The organism is Amycolatopsis sp. Poz14 (genome assembly GCF_006704225.1).
GTDB classification, from domain to species: domain Bacteria; phylum Actinomycetota; class Actinomycetes; order Mycobacteriales; family Pseudonocardiaceae; genus Amycolatopsis; species Amycolatopsis nivea.
Genome location: NZ_JACLHD010000001.1, coordinates 8,757,310 through 8,779,697, shown reverse-complemented (window position 1 = coordinate 8,779,697; position 22,388 = coordinate 8,757,310). Strand labels below are relative to the sequence as shown.

The 22,388-nt window shown below is 69.6% G+C and carries 21 protein-coding genes, 1 pseudogene and 1 riboswitch; of the genes and pseudogenes, 16 read left to right on the top strand and 6 right to left on the bottom strand.

What is annotated here, in order from left to right; genetic code table 11:
* Positions 1 to 55: 55 nt before the first annotated feature.
* The 3 genes from FKO37_RS40845 to FKO37_RS40835 are packed head-to-tail and all read right to left on the bottom strand — an operon-like array spanning position 56 to position 4,017.
* Positions 56 to 859, bottom strand: a complete 804-nt coding sequence (locus tag FKO37_RS40845; RefSeq protein ID WP_238607875.1) for an alpha/beta fold hydrolase — start codon at positions 857 to 859, stop codon at positions 56 to 58.
* On the bottom strand, positions 859 to 1,854 hold the full coding sequence (locus FKO37_RS40840) for an LLM class flavin-dependent oxidoreductase (protein ID WP_205673051.1): 996 nt from the start codon (positions 1,852 to 1,854) through the stop codon (positions 859 to 861). The genes FKO37_RS40845 and FKO37_RS40840 overlap by 1 nt, the downstream gene beginning before the upstream one ends.
* Before the next feature lie 39 nt (positions 1,855 to 1,893).
* On the bottom strand, positions 1,894 to 4,017 hold the full coding sequence (locus tag FKO37_RS40835) for an AAA family ATPase (protein ID WP_037811662.1): 2,124 nt from the start codon (positions 4,015 to 4,017) through the stop codon (positions 1,894 to 1,896).
* 125 nt (positions 4,018 to 4,142) lie between these two features.
* Here FKO37_RS40835 and rsmD point away from each other — a divergent pair, with 125 nt between their 5' ends.
* From rsmD to mutM, 9 genes and pseudogenes are all read left to right on the top strand, one after another.
* The gene (gene rsmD, locus FKO37_RS40830) at positions 4,143 to 4,709 is read left to right on the top strand and encodes a 16S rRNA (guanine(966)-N(2))-methyltransferase RsmD (RefSeq protein ID WP_238607874.1); all 567 of its coding nucleotides are present in this window, start codon (positions 4,143 to 4,145) and stop codon (positions 4,707 to 4,709) included.
* A gap of 52 nt (positions 4,710 to 4,761) precedes the next feature.
* A complete protein-coding gene (gene coaD, locus FKO37_RS40825; protein WP_037811658.1) occupies positions 4,762 to 5,244 on the top strand; it encodes a pantetheine-phosphate adenylyltransferase in 483 nt (160 codons plus the stop codon).
* Positions 5,245 to 5,385: 141 nt separating this feature from the next.
* The gene (locus FKO37_RS40820; protein WP_037811656.1) at positions 5,386 to 6,105 is read left to right on the top strand and encodes a ribonuclease domain-containing protein; all 720 of its coding nucleotides are present in this window, start codon (positions 5,386 to 5,388) and stop codon (positions 6,103 to 6,105) included.
* Between the two features lie 154 nt (positions 6,106 to 6,259).
* Entirely contained in the window at positions 6,260 to 6,985 is a 726-nt protein-coding gene (locus FKO37_RS40815; RefSeq protein WP_037812104.1) for a DivIVA domain-containing protein, read from the top strand.
* Positions 6,986 to 7,019: 34 nt separating this feature from the next.
* Positions 7,020 to 7,169: pseudogene (locus FKO37_RS40810) on the top strand (DivIVA domain-containing protein); the annotation flags it as partial.
* Positions 7,170 to 7,316: 147 nt separating this feature from the next.
* Complete coding sequence (locus FKO37_RS40805; RefSeq protein ID WP_238607873.1) at positions 7,317 to 7,934, top strand: DUF177 domain-containing protein; 618 nt, start codon at positions 7,317 to 7,319, stop codon at positions 7,932 to 7,934.
* 74 nt (positions 7,935 to 8,008) lie between these two features.
* Positions 8,009 to 8,191: a 50S ribosomal protein L32 gene (gene rpmF, locus FKO37_RS40800; RefSeq protein ID WP_009074209.1), complete on the top strand. Its 183-nt coding sequence runs from the start codon at positions 8,009 to 8,011 to the stop codon at positions 8,189 to 8,191.
* Positions 8,192 to 8,205: 14 nt separating this feature from the next.
* Positions 8,206 to 8,946, top strand: coding sequence for a ribonuclease III (gene rnc, locus FKO37_RS40795; protein WP_182892148.1), 741 nt, complete (start codon positions 8,206 to 8,208; stop codon positions 8,944 to 8,946).
* Positions 8,947 to 9,027: 81 nt separating this feature from the next.
* A complete protein-coding gene (gene mutM, locus FKO37_RS40790) occupies positions 9,028 to 9,888 on the top strand; it encodes a bifunctional DNA-formamidopyrimidine glycosylase/DNA-(apurinic or apyrimidinic site) lyase (RefSeq protein ID WP_043835378.1) in 861 nt (286 codons plus the stop codon).
* 166 nt (positions 9,889 to 10,054) lie between these two features.
* Here mutM and FKO37_RS40785 read toward each other — a convergent pair whose 3' ends face one another.
* Positions 10,055 to 11,536 carry a nitrilase-related carbon-nitrogen hydrolase gene (locus tag FKO37_RS40785; RefSeq protein WP_238607872.1) on the bottom strand — a complete coding sequence of 494 codons (1,482 nt, stop codon included), beginning with the start codon at positions 11,534 to 11,536 and terminating at the stop codon, positions 10,055 to 10,057.
* A 212-nt stretch (positions 11,537 to 11,748) separates the two neighbouring features.
* A complete protein-coding gene (locus tag FKO37_RS40780; RefSeq protein WP_238607871.1) occupies positions 11,749 to 12,330 on the bottom strand; it encodes a TetR/AcrR family transcriptional regulator in 582 nt (193 codons plus the stop codon).
* A 160-nt stretch (positions 12,331 to 12,490) separates the two neighbouring features.
* Between FKO37_RS40780 and FKO37_RS40775 the strand changes: the two genes are divergently transcribed.
* Both FKO37_RS40775 and FKO37_RS40770 read left to right on the top strand, forming a co-directional pair.
* Positions 12,491 to 12,814 carry a PadR family transcriptional regulator gene (locus tag FKO37_RS40775; protein ID WP_134665495.1) on the top strand — a complete coding sequence of 108 codons (324 nt, stop codon included), beginning with the start codon at positions 12,491 to 12,493 and terminating at the stop codon, positions 12,812 to 12,814.
* A gap of 45 nt (positions 12,815 to 12,859) precedes the next feature.
* On the top strand, positions 12,860 to 14,080 hold the full coding sequence (locus FKO37_RS40770) for a hypothetical protein (protein ID WP_037811645.1): 1,221 nt from the start codon (positions 12,860 to 12,862) through the stop codon (positions 14,078 to 14,080).
* A 141-nt stretch (positions 14,081 to 14,221) separates the two neighbouring features.
* On the opposite strand, the gene FKO37_RS40765 is transcribed toward FKO37_RS40770, so the two are convergent.
* On the bottom strand, positions 14,222 to 14,743 hold the full coding sequence (locus FKO37_RS40765) for a general stress protein (RefSeq protein WP_009074217.1): 522 nt from the start codon (positions 14,741 to 14,743) through the stop codon (positions 14,222 to 14,224).
* Between the two features lie 238 nt (positions 14,744 to 14,981).
* Between FKO37_RS40765 and FKO37_RS40760 the strand changes: the two genes are divergently transcribed.
* The 5 genes from FKO37_RS40760 to gcvP all read left to right on the top strand — a co-directional run bounded on the left by FKO37_RS40760 (position 14,982) and on the right by gcvP (position 22,382).
* Positions 14,982 to 16,346, top strand: a complete 1,365-nt coding sequence (locus FKO37_RS40760; protein WP_238607870.1) for a glutamine synthetase family protein — start codon at positions 14,982 to 14,984, stop codon at positions 16,344 to 16,346.
* Positions 16,327 to 17,040, top strand: a complete 714-nt coding sequence (locus tag FKO37_RS40755; RefSeq protein ID WP_238607869.1) for a gamma-glutamyl-gamma-aminobutyrate hydrolase family protein — start codon at positions 16,327 to 16,329, stop codon at positions 17,038 to 17,040. Before FKO37_RS40760 ends, FKO37_RS40755 begins: the two co-directional genes overlap by 20 nt.
* On the top strand, positions 17,037 to 18,401 hold the full coding sequence (locus FKO37_RS40750) for an aldehyde dehydrogenase (protein WP_238607868.1): 1,365 nt from the start codon (positions 17,037 to 17,039) through the stop codon (positions 18,399 to 18,401). The genes FKO37_RS40755 and FKO37_RS40750 overlap by 4 nt, the downstream gene beginning before the upstream one ends.
* Positions 18,402 to 18,407: 6 nt before the next feature.
* A complete protein-coding gene (locus FKO37_RS40745) occupies positions 18,408 to 19,175 on the top strand; it encodes a 3-oxoacyl-ACP reductase (RefSeq protein ID WP_037811639.1) in 768 nt (255 codons plus the stop codon).
* A 232-nt stretch (positions 19,176 to 19,407) separates the two neighbouring features.
* A riboswitch (glycine riboswitch) is annotated at positions 19,408 to 19,507 on the top strand.
* Entirely contained in the window at positions 19,491 to 22,382 is a 2,892-nt protein-coding gene (gcvP, locus tag FKO37_RS40740; protein WP_238607867.1) for an aminomethyl-transferring glycine dehydrogenase, read from the top strand. Its footprint overlaps the riboswitch before it by 17 nt.
* Positions 22,383 to 22,388 lie beyond the last annotated feature (6 nt).

Sequence of the window (22,388 nt, the reverse complement as noted above, 5' to 3'; positions counted from 1 at the left end):
GAATGCGGTTGTCAGTGCCGGAAAATAAAAACCGGTGCGGCGGTTTCCGGGTATTTCAGCGCGCGAGCCAGCGGTGCAGCGAAGCGGTCAGCGCCTCGGGTGCGTCGAGTTGGATGAGGTGTCCGGCCGAACGGACCAATTCCAGTCCGGCGCCCGGGATCGCCCCGGCGAGCCGGTGTGCGCGATCGACCGGGATCCAGGTGTCCTCGGTGCCCCACACGACGAGCGTGGGCACGCTGACGTCGCGGTAGCGCGGCTCGATTTCGTCGGTGTACCGCTGATCGGCCTGCGCGATCTGCCGGTAAAAGGCGGCCTGCCCAGCTTCGCCGAGCCACGGTGCGACAAGCATCTCGTGCGCTTCGGCGGACAACGGACGATGCGCGGCGCCGGCGATGTACTCCCGCACCAGCGCCTCGTGCAGATTAGGCGGCAGTTGCGCGAACACGGCCGCGTTCTCCGCCACCAGACGGAAGAATTCCGAACCCCACGGGGCCAGCGCGACGACGTCCACCAGCGCCAGCGATCGGTAAGCAGCTCCGTGCAACAGAAACGCGCGCAGGCTGACCGCACCGCCGTAGTCGTGCGCCACCACGTCCGGCTCTTCGAGCCCCCAATGGTCCAGCAGCGCGGCGAACGTCTCGCCTTGCGCGGCCAGCGAGACGTCCTGTCCCTCGGCCATGGTGGAACTGCCGTAGCCCGGCATGTCCCACAGGTACACGGTGAAGTCCGCCGCGAACGTCGACGCGATCGGCTCCCACAGCTTCGACGACCACGGCGTGCCGTGACAGAACACGAGCGGCGGCCCCGAACCCTGCCGGGACCACCGCACCTGCTGGCCGTGCCAGTCGAAGACCTCCATCAGCGCTTGAGATCCGCGACGATCTCGTACGAACGCACCCGGTCCTCGTGCCCGTGCACCATCGTGGTGATCATCAGCTCGTTCGCGTCGGTGTCGGCCAGCAGCTGGTCCAGTCCCTTGCGGACGCTCTCCGGACCGCCGACGATGCTCGACCCGAACCGCTCGGCGAGGAACGCGCGGTCCATTTCGGTGTACGGGTACTCGGCGGCGTCCTCCGGCGTCGGCAGCGCGATGGGGCGGCCGCGGCGCAGGCTCAGGAAGGTCAGCCCGCTCGGCCCGGCCAGGTACTCCGCGCGCTCGTCGGTCTCGGCGGCGATCACCTGCACGCCCAGCATCACGTACGGCTCGGAAAGCACCTCGGACGGCTGGAAGTTCTCCCGGTACAGCCGCACCGCCGGCAGCGTGTTCTCCGCCGCGAAGTGGTGCGCGAAGGAGAACGGCAGCCCGAGCCGTCCGGCCAGCTGCGCGCTGAAGCCGGACGAGCCGAGCAGCCACACCGGCGGCTTGTTGCCCTCGGCGGTGACCGCGTTGACGCCGCGCGCCGCGTCCGGCTCGAAGTAGCTGATCAGCTCCATCAGGTGCTCGGGGAAGTTCTCCGCGGACAGCCCGCCCGGCCCGCGCAGCGCGAGTGCGGTGCGCTGGTCGGTGCCCGGCGCGCGGCCGATGCCCAGGTCGATCCGGCCCGGGTGGAACGCCTCCAGCGTGCCGAACTGCTCGGCCACCACGAGCGGCGCGTGGTTCGGCAGCATGATCCCGCCGGACCCGACGCGGATGCTCTCGGTGGCGTCCGCGACGTGCCCGATCAGCACCGCCGTGGCCGAGCTGGCGATGCCCGGCATGTTGTGGTGCTCGGCGAGCCAGTACCGGTGATAGCCCAGCCGCTCGGCGTTGCGGGCGAGATCGAGGGTGTTGCGCAGCGCCTCGCCGACCCCCTTCCCTTCGGAAACGGGGGAGAGGTCGAGCACGGACAGCGGCACGTCAGGCAGGGAGGTCACGTACAGCCGTAACGCACGCGGCCGCGATTCCCTTCCCGCCTACGCGTGCGGCAGCCAATCCGGGTTCGAGGCGAGCACGATCAGCTGCTGGGTCGCGCGGGTGAGCGCGACGTACAGCACGCGCCGCCCGGTCGAGGACTCGGTGACCAGGTCCATCGGCTCGACCAGCACGACCGCGTCGTATTCGAGGCCCTTCGAATCGAGGGACCCGACGACCTTGAGCCGCTCGTCGGTCTGCCCGGCGAGCCAGCCTTCGACCTCTTCGACGCGGTCCATGGCGGTGATCACCCCGACCGTGCCCTCGACCGCGCCGAGCAGTTCCTTCGCCGCGGTCTGCGTCGCCGTCGCCAGCGCCGCCTGGTCGACCGGCCGGACTTCCGGCTCGATTCCGGTGGTGCGCACGGCCTTGGGCAGTTCGTCGGCCTGCGCGTGGCCTGCCACGACCTTCGCCGCCAGGTCGAAGATCTCCGCCGAGTTCCGGTAGTTCGTGCGGAGCGTGAAGCGCCGTCGCGTGGTCTTCACGCCGAACGCCTGGTCGCGCGCCTGCGCCGCCTCGTCCGGATCCGGCCACGAACTCTGCACCGGGTCGCCCACGACGGTCCAGCTCGCGTACTTGCCGCGACGGCCGATCATCCGCCACTGCATCGGCGAAAGGTCCTGAGATTCGTCGACGACCACGTGCGAGTACTCGTCGTAGTGCTCCGGACGGTGCGGCGCGCCGCCGGAACTGCCGCGCTCCGGGGCCACCTCGACGACGGTCTGGCGACGGCGGCGCTTCGGCTCCGGACCGACCAGCACGCGCAGCTCGTCCAGCAACGCGACGTCGGCGACCGACCAGCCGCGCGAACGGTCCGCGAAATCGGCCGACAGCAGGCTGATCTCGGTGCGGTTCAAGATGCCCTTCGACGCGGCGGCCATCCGCTTCTCGTTGCCCAGCCACTTGAGCACCTGCGCTGGGTACAGCACCGGCCACCACACCACCAGGAACCGGTGGAAGTCGATGCGCTCGCCGAGATCGTTGATCAGCTCCGCGCGGTCAATCTCCTTGCCGTCCGCCTTCGCGTACTCCTCGGCCTTGTCCGCCAACGCGGCCAGCAGCAGCTCTGCCACGCGTACGCGCGACCGGTTCGGCGGCGCGCCCTGCGTGTGCGCCTTGCGCCGAACCTTCTCCAACTCGCGCGCGGTGAGCTTCAGTACTTCGCCGCGATAGACGATCTTCAACTCCGTCGGCGCTTCGGGCGGGGTGTCGCGCAACGCGCGCAGAAGCACCTTTCGCATCCGAAGCGAACCCTTGATCGCGGCCAGCGCGGCCGTGTCCTGTCGAGTCGCTTCGAGACCGTCGAGGACTTCGCCGAGCGCGCGCAGCTCTACGTTCGTTTCGCCCATCGACGGCAACACGCGCGAGATGTACGTGGTGAAGACGCCCGAAGGACCGATCACGAGAACGCCCGCGCCGCCGAGCTGACGGCGGTGCCGGTACAGCAGGTACGCGGCACGGTGCAGCGCGACGGCGGTCTTGCCGGTGCCCGGCCCGCCGGTGATCTCGGTGACACCGCGCCACGGCGCCCGGATGACGTCGTCCTGTTCCTTCTGGATCGTCGCCACGATGTCGCGCATCTTCTCGCCGCGCGAGCGGCCGAGCGCGGCCATCAGCGCGCCCTCGCCGACGATCTGCATGTCCTCGGGGACGGCGTCGGCGATCAGCACGTCGTCGTCCACGTCCAGCACCGTCTGCCCGGAGCAGCGGATCACCCGGCGGCGCACGACGTCCATCGGCTCTTCGGCGGTGGCCTGGTAGAACGCGGCGGCGGCGGGCGCGCGCCAGTCGGTGACCAGGTTGTCGAACTCGGTGTCGCGGATCCCGAGCCGGCCCACGTAGATGTGCTCGCGGTCGAGGTGGTCGAGCCTGCCGAAGACCAGTCCCTCGTACTCGGCGTCGAGCGTCTGCAGGGTCTGGTTCGCGTGGTAGACCATCATGTCGCGCTCGAACAGCATCGACGCCTGCTCGAAGATCGCTTCGCGCTGTGCGCCCTGGCCCAGCTCGTAGCCCTTGGCCCGCATCGCCTCGGCCTGGGTCCGCAGCTCGGCGAGCCGCGTGTAGACCCGGTCGACGTGTGCCTGCTCGACGGCGATCTCAGCCCGTCTCACCCGGGGTTCCGACACGCAACGCTCCCTTGAACTCCATCAACGCGCCTCTGAAGGGCGAAGGACGACTCTACGCGCCCGCGCGCGCGGGTTCGGCAAGTCCTGCCCAACGCCACATCGCGACCTTGGGCGAAGATGGCCGGGTGACGAGGATCGTGGCGGGGAAGGCGGGCGGACGGCGGCTGAAGGTGCCGCCCAAAGGCACCCGCCCGACGTCGGAGCGGGTGCGGGAAGCACTGTTCAACGCCCTCGAAGTGGCCGGTGAGCTGGACGGAGCTCGCGTGCTCGACCTCTACGCCGGCTCGGGCGCGCTCGGTCTCGAAGCGCTTTCGCGCGGCGCCGCGGACGCGTGGTTCGTGGAAGCCGACCGTCGGGCCGCGGACGTGCTTCGCGGCAACGTCGCCGAGCTGCGGCTGGGCGGCACGGTGCGAGCTGAACAAGTGGAGACAGTGGTCGCCGCGCCTGCGACGGTGCAGTTCGACGTGGTGCTGGCAGATCCGCCGTACGCGGTCGACGCTGCTTCGCTGGGCACAGTGCTCGCTTCGCTACACAGTGGCGGCTGGCTCACCGAAGGCGCGTTGGCAGTGATCGAACGCGCTGCGCGCGACGGTGCTCCGGACTGGCCGTCGACCTTCAAGCCGCTTCGCGACAAGCGCTACGGCGACACGGCGCTGTACTGGGCTGAGTACGACAGCTCATCTGAGGTGTGACGCAGTCGTCACGAGAGCGCGCGCGACGGCGGGGCTTGATAGCGTCCGCGCCATGCGGCGTGCGGTCTGTCCCGGCTCTTACGATCCGGCCACCAACGGACATCTCGACATCATCGAGCGGGCTTCGGCGCTCTTCGACGAGGTTGTCGTCGCCGTGGGGGTGAACAAGAGCAAGAAGGGCCTCTTCAGCGTCGAGGAACGCATGGAGATCCTGCGCGAGATCACCGCGAAACTGCCGAACGTGCGCGTCGATTCGTGGCAGGGCCTGCTCGTGGACTACTGCCGCGAGAACGACATCGCCGCGGTCGCGAAGGGCCTGCGCTCGGTCAGCGACTTCGACTACGAGCTGCAGATGGCCCAGATGAACCGCGAGCTCACCGGCCTCGAAACGCTGCTGATGGCCAACAACCCGGCGTACGGCTTCGTGTCCAGCTCGCTGGTCAAGGAGATCGCGGCGCTCGGCGGCGACATCGAGAACCTGGTGCCGCCGGTGGTCTACGAACGCCTCGTCGCGGTCTACGCCAAGCGGGACTGAGCACCGCGTCCGGCCGGAAGGCCAGTCCAGCGGCCGATTTAGCCTGAACGGATTACTGCCTTCGTCGGGACTTCGGCCGCGGCCCGAAGCTGTTCACCTCGCGTCATTCTGCAGACCACCCGTCCGGGTTACCGTCCGAAAATGACCAACAACCGCAGCCGCATAGTCGGTGTCCTTTTCGCACTGCTGGTCGGTTTCCTGGGGTTCGGCACGGCCGCGGAGGCCGTCCCGCTGTCCCCGGCGGCTCCGGCGTCCGTGCAGCCGAAGCAGAACTCCTGCGGGGATCTGTCCGGCTTCACGCACGTCAAGCTGTCGGCGCTGCCCGCGCAGGCGACTGACACCTACAAGCTCATCCAGACGAACGGGCCGTTCCCGTACCCGAAGAACGACGGCGTCGTCTTCACCAACCGCGAGGGGATCCTGCCCTCCTGCGCGTCGAGCTACTACCACGAGTACACCGTGCCCACGCCCGGTTCGAGCAACCGCGGCACCCGCCGGATCGTGACCGGCCAGGGCGGCGAGTACTTCTACACCGGCGACCACTACGAGTCCTTCCAGGTCATCGACATCGACGGCGGCAGCACGCCGACGAAGTGCGGCGACCTGTCGAAGCTGAGCCCGGTCGGCTACTCGACGCTGTCCGCCGACGCCAAGAAGGTCGTCGACGGCGTCCGTGAGGGCACCCTCAACGACGGCACGACCTACGAGAACCGCGAGGGCGTCCTGCCCGCGTGCGACGCCGGCTACTACACGCTGTACGACGTCGGCTCGGAAGACCGCGTGATCTCCGGCAAGGGCGGCGAGCTCGTCTACACGCCGGACCACTACGCCACCTTCAAGAAGATCGATCTCAACAGCTGACGCTGGTTCGGGAGGGGCGGTCTCACCGACGAGTGAGGCCGCCCCTTCCCGTGCGCACCAGGACACGCCCGGTCGGGTGCTCGTTCACCGGTTCAGGCTGCGAAGCGGGCAGACTGGAAGCCAGTGATCGGGGAAACTGCTTGAGGGAGTGGCCGTGTACCGGGTTTTCGAGGCACTCGACGAGCTCGTCACGATCGTCGAAGAGGCCCGTGGGGTTCCCATGACGTCCAGCTGCGTGGTGCCCCGCGGCGACGTCCTCGAGCTGCTCGACGACGTCCGCGACGCGCTTCCCGGCGAAGTGGACGACGCGCAGGACGTGCTCGACAAGCGCGACGACCTGCTGCTTGCCGCGCGCAAGGAGGCGGGGGAGACCGTCTCGAGCGCGAACGAGGAAGCCGAGCGGACGGTGTCGGACGCCACGTCCGAGGCCGAGCGCATCCTCGCCGACGCGCGCGCCCGCGCCGAGCAGATGCTGGGCGACGCGCACAACGAGGCCGAGCGCATGGTCGCGGGCGGGCAGGCCGAGTACCAGAACCTCACCGAACGGTCCCGCGCCGAATCCGAGCGGATGATCCAGGCCGGCCGCGACGCCTACGACCGCGCGATCGAGGACGCCCGCGCCGAACAGGCCCGGCTCGTCTCGCAGACCGAGGTCGTGCAGGCCGCGCACGCCGAGTCCGCGCGGATCGTCGACGAGGCGCACGCCGAAGCCGACCGCCAGCGCGCCGATTGCGACGCGTACGTGGACGGCAAGCTGGCGGAGTTCTCCGAGCTGCTGGCGACCACGCTGCGCACCGTCGACTCGGGCCGTAACCACCTGCGCTCGCCCTCGACCGGCCATGGCGGCGGTCGCTCGACGCTGTACGACTACCAGGTCTGACTCGCGGCGGCGCTTGGCGCGACCGGCCGCGCACTGCGACGCGTACGTGGACGGCAAACTGGCCGAGTTCTCCGAGTTGCTGGCCACCACGCTGCGCACCGTCGACTCGGGCCGCAACCACTTGCGCTCGCCCTCGACCGGCCATGGCGGGGGGCGCTCGACGTTGTACGACTACCAGGTCTGACCCGCGGTGGCGCTTGGCGGAACCGGCTGAATGCGCGCCCGGCGGGGTGAGCCTTGCAGGTGCGGATGCCGGTCGGAACCGGCTTCACCGCGCACTAGCCCCGGCCAGCTCTAACGAGGTTGCGGGCGCTGCGTACGCTGGTAGGCGATGTCCGAAAACCCTGCCCAGAACCCCCGCCCCGCGCAGTTCGACGACCGCAGCCCGTGGGTGGTCGACACCCGTGAGCTCGGCCGCCGCGCGGGACTCAGCCGGGAGTTGCGCCGCAGCGCGCCCGTGCCGACCTCGCTCGGCGTCCCCGGCGTGCTCGAAATCCGCGAAGGCGAGCCGGTCGAGCTCGACCTGATGCTCGAATCCGTCGTCGAGGGCGTCCTCGTCACCGGCACCGCCTCGGCGGTCGCCACCGGCGAGTGCTCGCGCTGCCTCGACCCGGTCACCGAGGACGTCGAGGTCGACCTCACCGAGCTGTTCGCCTACCCGGGCTCGGCCACCGAGGAGACCACCGACGAGGACGAGATCCCCCGCCTGGTCGACGACCGGATCGACCTCGAGCCGACCGTCCGCGACGCCGTGGTGCTGGCGCTCCCGCTCGCCCCGCTGTGCCGCGAGGACTGCCCGGGTCTGTGCATCGAATGCGGCGTCAAGTGGGCCGATCTCGAGCCCGGACACGGGCATGAGAAGATAGATCCTCGGTGGGCCGCGCTGGTCGAGCGATTCGACGAGAACGCGGGCGAAAAGCCTGCGCACGGCTCCGGAGAGCAAGCCTGACGAGCGTCCAGCTCGATCCGGGAGAAGTAAGTTCGCTCGCATCCGCGAGCAGACCGTTTGAAGGAGATCTACTCGTGGCCGTCCCGAAGCGGAAGATGTCGCGATCCAACACGCGCTCCCGCCGCAGCCAGTGGAAGGCGGCTCCGGTTCAGCTGGTGCCCTGCTCCAACCGCGCCTGCCGCCAGCCGAAAATCCAGCACGTCGCTTGCCCGGCTTGCGGCCAGCACAACGGCCGCCAGGTCGTCGAGCCCGCCTGAGCGGGCAGCCGACCATGGGGGGTAAGCCCGTCGGAGGACCCGCGGCCGATCCCGCATCGTTGCTCGAGGCGCTCGGGGTCGTTCTCGACCCCGAGCTGCTCCGTCTTTCGCTCACGCACCGCTCGTATGCGTACGAGCACGGCGGCCTGCCGCCGAACGAGCGACTGGAGTTCCTCGGAGACGCGGTGCTCGGCCTCGTCGTCACCGACCACCTCTACACCACCCACCCCGACCTGCCCGAGGGTCAGCTCGCGAAGCTGCGCGCCAGCGTCGTCAACATGCACGCGCTGGCCGGCGTCGCGCGCGGGCTCGGCGAGGGCGGGCTCGGGGCGCATCTGCTGCTGGGCAAGGGCGAAGAGCTCACCGGCGGCCGGGACAAGGCGAGCATCCTCGCCGACGGTCTCGAAGCCGTCATCGGCGCCACGTACCTCGCGCACGGCATCGAGGTCGCGCGCAAGCTCGTGCACCACCTCTTCGACGGGTTGCTGGCCGAGGCTCCGCTGCGCGGGGCAGGCCTCGACTGGAAGACCAGCCTGCAGGAGCTGACCGCCTCCGGGGGACTCGGCGTGCCCGAGTACCGCGTCGAGGACAGCGGTCCCGACCACCGCAAGGAATTCACCGCCACCGTGCTGGTGGCTGGCCGTGCGCTGGGCGAAGGCAACGGCACCACGAAGAAGGAAGCCGAGCAGAAGGCCGCGGAGACCGCCTGGCGGGCCCTGTCGGAGGAACTCGGCACGGGCGACGACGCGAGCTGACGCGTCGCACTCTTCCCGGGGCCGGTCGACCTAGGTCGACCGGCCCCGTTTTTTGTCGGTGGTGCCGGGCAGAATGAGCGCATGCCCGAACTACCCGAGGTCGAGACCGTCCGCGCCGGTCTCGAAGCGCACGTCGCCGGCCGTACCGTCCGGGCCGTCGAGGTGCTGCACGACCGCGCCATCCGGCGGCACGCCCAGGGAGCCGCCGACTTCACCGGACGGCTCGCCGGAGTCACGATCGAAGCCGCCCGGCGGCGCGGCAAATACCTGTGGCTGGAACTGTCCGACGGCGAGGCGGTGCTGGCGCATCTCGGCATGAGCGGCCAGATGCTGGTGCAGCCCGAGGACGCGCCGGACGAGAAACACCTGCGCGTCCGGGTCCGGTTCGCCGACGACGGACCGGAACTGCGGTTCGTCGACCAGCGCACGTTCGGCGGGCTGGCGCTGGACGAACTGGTCGAGGTCGACGGCGACAGCCTGCCCGGCACAATCGCGCACATCGCCCGGGACCCGATGGACCCGAAGTTCGATCCGGAGGCGGCGGTGCGCGCACTGCGCTCGCGGCGGACCGAGGTGAAGCGTGCGCTGCTGGACCAGACGTTGGTGTCCGGGGTGGGCAACATCTATGCCGACGAGGCGTTGTGGCGGGCCAAGCTGCATTGGTCCCGGCCGACCGAGAAACTCACTGCCGCGCAAGGGCGAACGCTGTTGTCCGCGGCCAGTGACGTGATGTCGGCGGCGTTGCTCGCGGGCGGGACGTCGTTCGACGCGCTTTATGTGAATGTGAACGGACAGTCTGGGTATTTCGAGCGCTCGCTCGACGCGTACGGCCAGGAAGGGATGCCGTGCCGTCGGTGCGGGTCGCCGATCCGGAGGGAGCCGTTCATGAACCGGTCGTCGTTCTCGTGCCCGCGGTGTCAGCGGCGGGCTCGGGCCGCTTAGTCGCGCGGAGGCGGGTGAAGGCCAAGTCAGCAAGGGTTGTCGCGCGTGTGGGCCATGCGAACCGGTCGCCGAAGCGGGTGTGGAGTGTCTGGCCGGGATCGGCGGGAACGTCGGTGGCCGCCGGTGCGGGCCTAGTCGAGGACGTGGGCGTAGCCGTCGGGCAGCGTCAGGCTGCCGGTCGCGTCGCGGTGTCAGCGGTGGGCGCGGGCCGCTTAGCAGCGCGGAGTCGGGCGAAGACCAAGCCAGCAGCGGTCATCGCCAGCGTGAGCCACGCGAACCAGTCGCCGAAGCGGGTGTAGAAGGTCTGGCCGGGGCCAGCGGGGACGTCGGTGGTGACTGACGTGAACGGGGCTGGGCCGCCGGTGCGGGCTTCGCCGAGGACGCGGCCGTAGCCGTCGGACAGCATCAGGCTGCCGTTCGCGTCGGAGAGGGCTATCGACTGTCCACTTTCGACACCTCGCAGCAGCGCGTTGCGGGTGTGCTGCCAGCCGCCCTCGTCGTTGGTGCCTGGTGGGACCGCCAGTTCCGCGGGGATGGCGAGGATCCGCGAACCGGCGGCGGCGTAGTCGCGGCTGGGGGAGGGGAACGTCGTGTCGCCGCAGATCACCAAGCCGGTCGGGACCTTCGTGCCGGGGACGAACACCAGGTCCCGGCCGGGCGGGCTCACCAGGTCGTGATGCTTCAGGTAGCGAGCGGGCGCCGAGCCGTCAGCGGGGAAGGCCAGTGCGTAGTCGTAGTTGTGCTTGCCGGGGCGGTCGTAGTACTCGAAGCCGACCACGATCGCCGCACCACGGGCCTTTGCCGCGCGTCGCATCGGCTCGACCAGTGCGGCGGGCCATTCTTCTTCGGCGCTGAAAGCGGCTTCCGGCAAGACAATGAGCTGCACGCCGTCGGGCATGGCGGAGATCTGGTCGAGGTACTCCTGCACCAGGGCACGGCCGCGAGCTGTGCCGAGTTCAGGACCCCAGTGGTAGCCGGCGTTTTGCGTGACTGCGGCCATCCGCACCGTCGGGCCGCCCGTGCCGGAAAGGCGTAGGGCACCGCCGCCGAGGGACAGCGTCACGATGACTGCGGCGACCACACCGGTGCGCAGTCGGGAAGCGCCGGGTGCGCACATCGCGGCGACCGCACAGGCGGGCAGCAGCACCAAAAACTCGACGCCCCACATTCCGGCCCACGACGCGGTTTGCAGTACGAGCGGCGCGTCGCCTTGGTCGTTGGCGAGGGAACCCATCATTCCCATCGGGTTCAAGGTCGCGATCAGGTACAGGAGAGCAGTCCACGCCGCGGGGGCGGCCAGGCTGGCCAGCAGCGTCCGGCGGCGGCGCGCCAAGGCCCAGAAAAGCCAGACCGCGAACGTGAACACCAGCGACATCCCGACATCGATGGCGGCGCCGAACGGCCACAGCGGTTCGTCGCCGGAATGTGCTTGGTAGGCCCACATATTCACGGTGCCGAGCAGGAAAGCGCCGAACGCGGTGCCCGCGGCGGTCCATCCGCCGACGCGGGTTGCCAGCAGCAGCACCGGAAACGGCGCGAACCAGGTCAACGCGGCGATCGGCGCGAGGCCGGTGCCGAAGTAGAAGAGCGCCGCCGAAGACAGGAGTGCGGCTGGGATGTGCCAGCGGGCGTGAGGTTTCGAGGTCATCGGAGATCCTTGGGGCTCCGTTGGCCGAGGTTGCGCGGCCTGGATCTCTCGGCGGGCGTGAGGGTCTGAGGTCATCGGAGACCCTCCGGGAGCTCCGTTGGCCGAGGGCGCGCGGCCTGGATCTCTCGGCGGGCGTGAGGGTCTGAGGTCATCGGAGACCCTCCGGGAGCTCCGTCGGCCGAGGGCGCGCGGCCCGGATCTCTGGGCGGGCATTACGTTCTGAGGCCATCGAAAATCCTCCGGGAAGTACGCCGGCACAGTGCGCGGAACTCGGGTTCCGCCACCCCCATCCGGCCGGCGAGGTAGTGCAGCACCATGCCTTGCGTCTGCGTGCTCACGGTCAGCGCGGCTTCGAGCGGATCGTCCTCGCGCAGCACGCCGTCGCGCATGCCTTCTTCGATCAAGCGCACCAGCGCGGTGAACGGCGGCGATCCGGGCTCGCGGAAACCGTCCGGGTAGAGCCGGGCTTGGGCGCCGTCGTCGGTCATCAGGAAGCGGTACAGGTGCGGCTGGCCGAGTGCGAAATCCAGGAACCGGGCCAGCAGCGCGTCGAAGCGGTCGAACCAGTCGCCGTCCGGGGCCGGGTCTTTCCACGCCGCGCCCAGTTCGCGGCCGGTGGCGTCGGCGACCGCGCGCAGCAGGACCTCTCGGTTCTCGTAGTGCCGGTAGATCGCCATCGCGGTGACTCCGGCGGCTTCGGCGACCCGGCGCATGCTGACCGCCGCCGCGCCCTCGGCGGCGATGATCTCGCGCGCCGCCGACGCGAGCCGTTCGGCTGTCGGGATCTCGGCCATGTCTACACTGTAGACCAGGAGGTCTACGCCGTATACCTGACCGTTTGTCTCCCGCTGACCTGGCCGGATGGGCGGCGATACCGCCGGATGGCCGCTCGCCGCGCACACTACTGCGCTATGCGTGGTACCTTCTCTCGCGTAACACCGGGGAAGGAACGCCGTGGAGATCAGTCAGCTGCTCAAGGGAGTGCTGGACCTGGCGGTCCTCGCGGTGCTGCGCGACGACGACGGGTACGGCTACGACGTGCTGCGAAGACTTCGGGTCGCCGGCCTGGGCGAGGTCGGGGACGCATCGGTGTACGGCACGCTGCGGCGGCTGTACAAGGCGGGGTTGCTGACGTCCTATGTGGTTCCGAGCGAAGAAGGCCCGCACCGCAAGTACTACAGCTTGAACGAGCGGGGCCGGGCGCGGCTCGCCGAATCGGCGCGCACGTGGCGCAGCTTCGCGTCCACTATGGACAGTTTGGTGAAAGAGCGGGCCTGACCGCGCGGACAGGCGGAACGCGGCACGAATCGGGGAGAGGCAGCAATGAGCACGGACAAGCCGACGGCCGCGCGGGCGTACCTGTCGAGGGTGCGCACCGCGCTCGCGGATCTGCCCGCGAACGAGATCGAGGAACTGCTCGAGGACGTCCGGCCGCAGCTGGCCGAGATGGAGACGGAACTCGGGGCGGCGGCGAAGGTCGAGGACCTCGTCGCGCGGCTCGGCACCCCGGAGAGCTACGCGGCCGAGTTGCGGGCGTCCGGCGGCTACCCGCCCGCCCCGGCAGCTCCGGAAGCCGCGACCGAGGTGCTCCCGGCGGCGAAGCCGGGCCGGGTCGGACCGCGGCTTGCCCTGTGGGGCTTGCTGTTCAGTGCGGCGGGGACGGCGCTGGTGGCGTTCTCCGCCGCGGTGCGTTTCGACGCCGAGGTGCTGATCGGGATGCTCGTGCTCGCCCCGGTCTTCGCGGTGAGCGTGGCGTTCCTGCTGCTCCGCGGCGTCGACGCGATGCGGGAGCTGCCGGAGGTGGTCCGCGCCAAGGCGATGGTGAAGTCGATGCGGGAGGACCGGTCGGCCGACCGCGCGCTCACGTATCTCAACTCGCTGAAGCCGGCGTGGTGGGTGGTCTGCGGGTTCGCGCTGCTGGCCTTCGGGCTGCTGCTGATGGTCCGGAACCTGCACGCGATCCTGCTGCTGCCGGTGCTGCTGGTCGGCGCGGGCCTGGTGATGTGGGCGGGCCCGCGCACCAAGGCCGACGGGCGGATGCTGTGGATCGCGGTTCCGGTGTCGGCGTTCGTGGTGGGCAGCGCGTTCGGCGGCCTCGGCGCGGCGGTCAACCTCGTCCGCGACCGCTCGTACTCGTCGAACTCCACCCCGATCTACACCTCGTCGATGTACCAGGACTCCCACGGCAACGACTCGCTGCGCTACGGCCAGCACGAACTGACCAACCTGTACGTCTTCGACGCGAACGGCAAACCGCTCGAGAACGTCTACCTGTACGACGACCGGGGCCGCCCGCTCACCATCACGCGCTACGGCTGCGAGAAGGACACCGGCACGAGCCAGATGACCGGCCAGGACAACCAGTTCCCGCGCCCGAAGGTCGTCGAGGGAGTGCAGGACGACCACGGGAACGTCAACGGCTACAACGGTTATCGCGGATACTGCCGGGAGGACGCCGGGGTGCCGTTCGCGGCGGTGATTCCGAAGGCCCCGACGCCGGTTCCGCCGACTGCTCCGACGAAGGCCGCTCCGCCGACGCGGTAAGCGCGCCCTCGTGAGCGTTGATTCCGGTGAGAACCGGCATCGCCGCTCACGAGACCTCGCCTCCCGGAAAAGCCCCGGAACGCGAAACCGGGCGCCCAGGCCGCGAACGGCCGGGGCGCCCGGGAGGCGAGTCGCCGGAACTCAGTGGTTGAACGCGGAGCGCGCGGCCAGGTCTGCCAGCAGCTGGCGGCCCTTCTCGGCGTTGCGCGGCTGCGACAGCACGTCGTAGCGCTGGGCGACCAGCTGGCTTTGCGAGATGAACCCGCGCTTGTTGCGGTTCGCCGCGTAGCCCAGTGCGCCGAAGGCCACGTTGAACACGACACCCGCGGCGAGGCCGAGCACGATCGACAGCAGTCCGGCGGCCGGGTTGAGCATGCTCAGCACCAGGCCCAGGAACAGGCCGAACACCGCGCCGGACATGGCCGCGCTGCTGAGCATCCGGCTCCAGCTCATCTTGCCCGCGATGCGCTCCACCAGCATCGGCTGGACCCCGACGATCGTGACGTCGGTGACCGGGAAATCAGCGTGCGCGAGGTGGTCGACGGCCTGCTGGGCCTGTTCGTAGGACTCGTACGACCCGATCGGCCACCCGGTGGGCAGCGTCGGGAGCTGCGGCCGCGCCTGCTGCTGGCTGAACGTGGTCTGCGTGAATGCTTCAGTCATCCCTCTCACCTCTCTTGCCCGGTCCAACGCACGAGGCGGCGGATTTGGTCCCGGACGCACCCGATTCACAGTATCTTCTCAGCCGGGCAACCCGGACATAGCAGGCACCGCGCGGGGGAGGCCGGTCGAGCACGCGTTCAAAGGTATGAGAAAATACCTTTCAGTGGATTGACCGAGGCCCGACGGCCCGGTAGGAAGAAGCCGCAAAGGACCTGATCCGAACCTTTGGGGCGATGCGATGGCGGCCAGGCGAGGAATGCTCACGCTCGAAGAACTCCGCGAACGGGTGACGGCGGGCACGATCGACACGGTGCTCGTCGCGCTCACCGACATGCAGGGGCGGCTCCAGGGCAAGCGCTGTTCGGCGGAGTACTTCCTCGAAGAGGTGGCCGGCCACGCGACCGAGGCGTGCAACTACCTGCTCGCGGTGGACGTCGACATGAACACCGTCGACGGCTACGACATCTCGTCCTGGCAGAGCGGCTACGGCGACTTCGTGCTCCGGCCGGATTTCGCGACGCTGCGGGAGATCCCGTGGCAGGAGGGCACCGCGCTGGTGCTCGCGGACGTCGAGCGCGTGCAGGGCGGCCCGGTTTCCGTATCGCCGCGCCAGGTGCTGCGCCGTCAGCTCGACCGGCTCGCCGAGCACGGCCTGAAGGCGTACGCGGGCACCGAACTCGAGTTCATCGTGTTCGACGACTCCTACGAGTCCGCCTGGGACAAGCGCTACCACGATCTCAAACCGTCCAATCAGTACAACGTCGACTACTCCATGCTCGGCACCGCGCGCATCGAGCCGCTGCTGCGCCGGATCCGCAACGAGATGGCGGGCGCGGGCCTGTATCCGGAGTCGGCGAAGGGCGAGTGCAACCCGGGTCAGCACGAGATCGCCTTCCGTTACGCCGAAGCGCTCGCGACCTGCGACAACCACGGCATCTACAAGAACGGTGCGAAGGAGATCGCCGCGCAGGAGGGCAAGAGCCTCACGTTCATGGCGAAGTACAACGAGCGCGAAGGCAACTCCTGTCACATCCACCTGAGCCTTCGCAGCAAGTCCGGCGAAGCGGTGCTTCCCGGCGACGGCGACCACGGCTTCTCGAAGCTGATGCAGCACTTCCTCGCCGGACAGCTGGAAGCGTTGCGCGAGCTGACGTACTTCTTCGCCCCGAACATCAACTCCTACAAGCGTTACGTCCCTGGCAGCTTCGCGCCGACAGCGATCGCGTGGGGCACGGACAACCGTACGTGCGCGTTGCGCGTTGTCGGACACGGTGACGGGTTGCGTGTCGAGAACCGCGTACCCGGCGGAGACGTGAACCCGTACCTCGCTGTCGCCGCGATGGTCGCTGCTGGGCTGCACGGCATCGAGAACGAACTGCCGTTGGAGCCTGAGTTCGTCGGCAACGCGTACGCGTCCGACAAGCCGACCGTGCCCGTCACGCTTGCTGAAGCGGCTGAAGCTCTCGAAGGCAGCCGTATCGCGCGAGATGCCTTCGGTGCCGATGTAGTCGACCATTACCTCAACGCCGCGCGGATCGAGCGCGAAGCGTACGAGCGAGCTGTGACCGATTGGGAGCGCATCCGTGGTTTCGAACGACTCTGACCCACCCGTCATCGGGCTCAGCACGTATTCGGAACAGGCGAAGTTCCTGGCCTGGGACACCGAAGCGACGCTGCTGCACCGGGTGTACGCGGACTGCGTGGTCAAGGCGGGCGGGATCCCGGTGCTGCTGCCGCCGGTAAGCACGGCCTACGACGCGCTCGTCGGACGCATCGACGGTCTTGTTCTCACCGGCGGCGCGGACGTCGAACCCAGCCGGTACGACCAGGAGCCGCACCCGGCGACGTACATCCGCCCCGAGCGCGACGCGTTCGAGTTCGGCCTGTTCGCGGCGGCGCGCGCGGCCGGGAAGCCGGTGCTCGGCGTGTGCCGCGGGCTGCAAGTCATGAGCGTCGCGCTCGGCGGCACGCTCTCGCAGCACCTGCCGGAAACCCTGGGCGACGCAACGCATCAGCCCGCTCCGGCGACGTTCGGCACCAGCACCGTCAACCTGGTCGACGGCACCTGGGCGGCCGCGATCCTCGGCCGGGAAACGAAAGTCCAGTGTTACCACCATCAGGCGATCGACCGGCTCGGCTCCGGCTTGGTCGCGTCCGGCCACGCGGCGGACGGGACGATCGAGGCCGCGGAGATGCCGGGGGAGTTCGTGCTCGGCGTGCAGTGGCATCCGGAGCAGGACGGCGACGACGTCCGGCTGTTCGCCGCGCTGGCGAACGCCGCGCAGGAGGGGAAATGACGACGTTCGACGTGCGCAACCCGGCGACCGCGGAAGTGGTGCGCCAGGTCGAGTTGACCACCGAGGCGGAGACCGACGCCGCGATCGCCCGCGCGCACGCCGCGTTCCCGGCCTGGCGGGCGGTCGCCCCGGGCGATCGGGCGCGGCTGCTGCGCCGGTTCGCCGACGCGGTCGACGCCGACGTCGAGAACCTGGCCCGGCTGGAGGTCGAGAACTCCGGCCACACCATCGGCAACGCCCGCTGGGAAGCGGGCAACGTGCGCGACCTGCTCGAATACTCCGCGGGCGCGCCGGAACGGCTGCTGGGCAAGCAGATCCCCGTCGACGGCGGCGTCAACGTGACCTTCCACGAGCCGCTGGGCGTGGTCGGCGTGATCGTGCCGTGGAACTTCCCGATGCCGATCGCGGGCTGGGGCTTCGCGCCGGCGCTCGCGGCGGGCAACACCGTCGTGCTCAAACCGGCCGAGCTGACCCCGCTCACCGCGTTGCGGCTGGCTGAACTCGCTCGCGAGGCGGGTATCCCCGAGGACGTCTTCCAGGTGCTGCCGGGCAAGGGATCCGTTGTCGGACAACGGTTTGTCACGCATCCGGCGGTGCGCAAGGTCGTGTTCACCGGGTCCACCGAGGTCGGCAAGCAGGTCATGGCCGGCTGCGCGGCGCAGGTGAAACGGGTGACGCTGGAGCTCGGCGGCAAGAACGCCAACATCGTGTTCGCCGACGCGGATCTGGAGAAGGCCGCGGCGACCGCGCCGTACGGAGTGTTCGACAACGCCGGGCAGGACTGCTGCGCGCGGTCGCTGATCCTGGTGCAGGACACCGTTTACGACCGGTTCCTCGAACTGCTGGAACCCGCGGTGCAGGGCGTGGTCGTCGGCGATCCGGGCGACGAGGCGACCGAGATGGGCCCGCTGATTTCCGCGGACCACCACGCGAAAGTCTCCTCCTACGTCACCGAGCGGACGCCGGTCGCCTTCCGCGGCAGCGCCCCGTCCGGGCCGGGCTACTGGTTCGCGCCGACCGTCGTGCTCCCGCCGGGACTGGACGATCCGCTGGCCCGCGACGAGATCTTCGGCCCGGTCGTCGCGGTGGTCCGCTTCCGCGACGAAGCCGAGGCGGTGCGGATGGCGAACGACACCGAATACGGCCTGTCCGGTTCGATCTGGACCCGCGACGTCGGCCGCGCCTTCCGGGTCGCGCGCGGTGTCGAATCCGGGAACCTGTCGGTGAATTCGCATTCCTCGGTCCGGTACTGGACGCCCTTCGGCGGCTTCAAGCAGTCCGGTCTCGGCCGCGAACTGGGCCCGGACGCCGCGGCCGCTTTCACCGAAACCAAGAACGTTTTCCTGAGCACGGAGGAATGACTCACGATGGTGCAGCGTTTTGACGGCCGCGTCGCGGTGATCACCGGCGGTGCGAGCGGCATCGGCCTCGCCACCGCCAAGCGGTTGGCGAGCGAGGGCGCGAAGGTCGTGATCGGCGACGTCGCGCCGGAGCAGGGCAAGGCGGCCGCCGACGCGGTGGGCGGGGCCTTCGTCCAGGTCGACGTCACCGACGCGGACCAGGTCGAAGCCCTTTTCCAGACGACCGTCGACGAGTTCGGCGCGGTCGACGTCGCGTTCAACAACGCGGGCATCTCGCCGCCGGAGGACGACTCGATCCTCACCACCGGCATCGAAGCCTGGGAGAAGGTGCAGCGGGTCAACCTGACCTCGGTGTACCTGTGCTGCAAGGCGGTCCTGCCGCACATGCAGCGCCAGGGCCGCGGTTCGATCGTGAACACCGCGTCGTTCGTGGCCGTGATGGGCGCTGCGACGTCGCAGATTTCCTACACCGCTTCGAAAGGCGGCGTGCTCGCCATGACGCGCGAGCTGGGCGTGCAGTTCGCGCGCGAGAACATCCGGGTCAACGCGCTGTGCCCGGGGCCGGTCAACACTCCGCTGCTGAAGGAACTGTTCGCGAAGGACCCGGAGCGCGCGGCTCGCCGTCTGGTGCACGTCCCGGTCGGCCGCTTCGCCGAACCGGAGGAGATCGCCGCCGCGGTGGCCTTCCTGGCGAGCGACGACGCCAGCTTCATCACCGCCGCGCAGTTCCTCGTCGACGGCGGCATCTCCGGCGCCTATGTAACCCCGCTGTGACGGTCCGTGAAGGGCTCCTTGCCGGAATCCGATTCCCTCAAGGGGTCCTTCACGGACGTTTGTGGCGTAGGCCGGGAGCGGTAGACTGGTGCGCGAAGCGGCAGGTAGAGTGGCCGCACCCACAACTGAACACAGGGCCGTTCGAGCCGGAGCGGGAGAGTCCCATGCGATCAGTGGGACACCGAAGGAGCAAACTCCCCGGAATCTCTCAGGTAACCGCTACCGCTTTTGGCGAGGCCACTCTGGAAAGCAGGCGCACCCGCGCCTCACCCAAGGTGAAAGCCGCGCCGAGCGCGGTGAAACTCTCAGGTGCCCATGACAGAGGGGGAGTTCCCAGTGCACCGCCGCGCCCGGTGCCCGTCCCGAGGAGCTCCCATCACCTCCACCCCCTTCGACACCCGCCATATCGGTCCCGGCGAGGCCGAGCGGGCGAAGATGCTCGCCGAATGCGGTTACGGAAGCCTGGACGCCCTCGTGGAAGCGGCGGTGCCGTCCGCCATCCGCACGGCCGGTGACCTGGCGCTTCCCGCGCCCGCGTCCGAGGAAGAGGCCACCGCCGAACTGCGTGCGCTCGCCGCGCGCAACCGGCCGATGACGCAGATGATCGGCCTCGGCTACTCCGACACCGTCACCCCGGGCGTGATCCGCCGCAACGTGCTGGAGAACCCGGCCTGGTACACCGCGTACACGCCGTACCAGCCGGAGATCTCGCAGGGCAGGCTCGAGGCGCTGCTGAACTTCCAGACCGCGGTGTCCGACCTGACCGGGCTGGCGATCGCCAACGCCTCGATGCTCGACGAGTCCACCGCGGCCGCCGAGGCGATGACGCTGATGCGCCGCGCGTCGAAGTCGAAGTCCAATGTGGTCGTTCTCGACGCCGAATGCCTTCCGCAGACCATCGAGGTCGTGCGGACGCGTGCCGCCGGCCTCGGCATCGACGTGCAGGTGCGCGACCTGCTCACCGGGCTGCCCGAGGAGTTCTTCGGCGTCATCGTGCAGTACCCGGGCGCGTCCGGCGTGCTGCGCGGGCGCGGTTTCTACCACGCGGTTTCCGAAGCGGCGAAGGCCGCGGGCGCGCTGTACACGGTCGCTGCCGACCTGCTCGCGCTCACCTTGATCGCCGCGCCCGGCGAGTTCGGCGCGGACGTCGCTGTCGGTTCCACGCAGCGCTTCGGTGTGCCGCTGGGCTACGGCGGTCCGCACGCCGGGTACATGGCGGTGCGCGCTGGTCTGGAGCGCTCGCTGCCGGGTCGGCTTGTGGGCGTGTCCGTGGACGCGGACGGCAACACTGCGTATCGCCTCGCGCTGCAGACGCGCGAGCAGCACATTCGTCGTGAGAAGGCGACCTCCAACATCTGTACCGCGCAGGTGCTGCCCGCGGTGCTCGCGGCGATGTACGCGGTCTACCACGGTCCCGAGGGGCTGAAGGCGATCGCGACGCGGGTTCACGAGCTCGCGGCCGGTCTCGCGAAGGCGCTGCGCGCCGGTGGCGTCGAAGTCGCGCACGAAGCCTTCTTCGACACTGTCGTCGCGAAGGTGCCTGGCCGTGCCGCTGAGGTGCACGCGGCTGCGCGCGAGGCGGGGATCAACCTCGGCCACATCGATGCTGACCACGTGCGCATCGCCTGCGACGAGGTCACGCGTCCCGACACGCTCGCGAAGGTGCTTCGCGCCTTCGGCGTCGACAGTGCGTGGGAAGCCGCGCAGGCACTCCCGAACGGTCTCGCTCGCGAGAGCGGCTACCTGACGCACGAGGTGTTCAGCACGCACCGGTCCGAGACGTCGATGCTGCGTTACCTGCGCCGCCTCGCCGACCAGGACTTCGCGCTCGACCGCGGGATGATCCCGCTCGGCTCCTGCACGATGAAGCTCAACGCCACCACCGAAATGGAGCCGATCAGCTGGCGCGAGTTCGCGGGCATCCACCCGTTCGCGCCCGCCGAGGACGCCGAGGGCTACCACGAGCTGGTCCGCCAGCTGTCCGGCTGGCTGGCCGAGGTCACCGGCTACGACCAGGTGTCGCTGCAGCCGAACGCGGGCAGCCAGGGCGAGCTCGCCGGGCTGCTGGCCATCCGCGCCTACCACCAGGCGAACGGCCAGCCCGAGCGCGACGTCTGCCTGATCCCGTCGTCCGCGCACGGCACCAACGCCGCGTCCGCGGTGCTCGCCGGGATGCGCGTCGTCGTGGTCAAGTGCACCGACGAGGGCAACGTCGACCTCGAAGACCTGCAGTCCAAAGTGGACCAGCACAGCTCCGACCTCGCCGCGATCATGGTCACCTACCCGTCCACGCACGGCGTCTACGAGCACGGCATCGAGCGGCTCGCCAAGATCGTGCACGACGGCGGCGGCCAGGTGTACGTCGACGGCGCGAACCTCAACGCCCTGCTGGGCCTGGCGAAGCCGGGCGAGTTCGGCGGCGACGTCTCGCACCTGAACCTGCACAAGACGTTCTGCATCCCGCACGGCGGCGGCGGTCCCGGCGTCGGCCCGGTCGCGGCGCGCGAACACCTCGCCCCGTACCTGCCGAACCACCCGCTGCTCGCGCAGGCCGGACCGGACACCGGCGTCGGCCCGATCAGCGGCGCGCCCTACGGTTCGGCGTCGATCCTGCCGATCTCCTGGGCGTACGTGCGGATGATGGGCGCGCCCGGGCTCACCGAGGCCACCAAGGTCGCGGTGCTCGCGGCCAACTACATCGCCGCCCGGCTCGCGCCGCACTACCCGGTGCTCTACACCGGGCAGGACGGCCTGGTCGCGCACGAGTGCATCCTCGACCTGCGCGGCATCACCAAGGAAACCGGCGTGACCGTGGACGACGTCGCGAAGCGGCTCATCGACTACGGCTTCCACGCGCCGACCATGTCCTTCCCGGTCGCGGGCACGCTCATGGTCGAGCCGACCGAGAGCGAGGACCTGGCCGAGATCGACCGGTTCTGCGAGGCGATGATCGCCATCCGGCACGAGATCGACGAGGTCGCGGCCGGCCGCTGGACCGCCGAGACGAGCCCGCTGCGAGGTGCGCCGCACACCGCGTCGTCGATCGTCGGCGAGTGGACCGCGGACTACGACCGCGAGCTGGCGGTGTACCCGGTCGGCGTGGCGCGCAAGACCAAGTACTGGCCGCCGGTGCGGCGGATCGACGGCGCGCGCGGCGACCGCAACCTCGTCTGCTCCTGCCCGCCCCTCGACGCGTACGACGCGTGAGCGCGA

Coding starts and splice junctions, on each gene's coding strand:
- FKO37_RS40845 (WP_238607875.1), bottom strand. CDS start 859: ATGGAGGTCTTCGACTGGCACGGCCAGCAGGTGCGGTGGTCCCGGCAG.
- coaD (WP_037811658.1), top strand. CDS start 4,762: ATGCGGCGTGCGGTCTGTCCCGGCTCTTACGATCCGGCCACCAACGGA.
- FKO37_RS40820 (WP_037811656.1), top strand. CDS start 5,386: ATGACCAACAACCGCAGCCGCATAGTCGGTGTCCTTTTCGCACTGCTG.
- FKO37_RS40805 (WP_238607873.1), top strand. CDS start 7,317: ATGTCCGAAAACCCTGCCCAGAACCCCCGCCCCGCGCAGTTCGACGAC.
- rnc (WP_182892148.1), top strand. CDS start 8,206: ATGGGGGGTAAGCCCGTCGGAGGACCCGCGGCCGATCCCGCATCGTTG.
- mutM (WP_043835378.1), top strand. CDS start 9,028: ATGCCCGAACTACCCGAGGTCGAGACCGTCCGCGCCGGTCTCGAAGCG.
- FKO37_RS40785 (WP_238607872.1), bottom strand. CDS start 11,536: ATGACCTCGAAACCTCACGCCCGCTGGCACATCCCAGCCGCACTCCTG.
- FKO37_RS40780 (WP_238607871.1), bottom strand. CDS start 12,330: ATGGCCGAGATCCCGACAGCCGAACGGCTCGCGTCGGCGGCGCGCGAG.
- FKO37_RS40770 (WP_037811645.1), top strand. CDS start 12,860: ATGAGCACGGACAAGCCGACGGCCGCGCGGGCGTACCTGTCGAGGGTG.
- FKO37_RS40765 (WP_009074217.1), bottom strand. CDS start 14,743: ATGACTGAAGCATTCACGCAGACCACGTTCAGCCAGCAGCAGGCGCGG.
- FKO37_RS40760 (WP_238607870.1), top strand. CDS start 14,982: ATGGCGGCCAGGCGAGGAATGCTCACGCTCGAAGAACTCCGCGAACGG.
- FKO37_RS40750 (WP_238607868.1), top strand. CDS start 17,037: ATGACGACGTTCGACGTGCGCAACCCGGCGACCGCGGAAGTGGTGCGC.
- FKO37_RS40745 (WP_037811639.1), top strand. CDS start 18,408: ATGGTGCAGCGTTTTGACGGCCGCGTCGCGGTGATCACCGGCGGTGCG.
- gcvP (WP_238607867.1), top strand. CDS start 19,491: ATGACAGAGGGGGAGTTCCCAGTGCACCGCCGCGCCCGGTGCCCGTCC.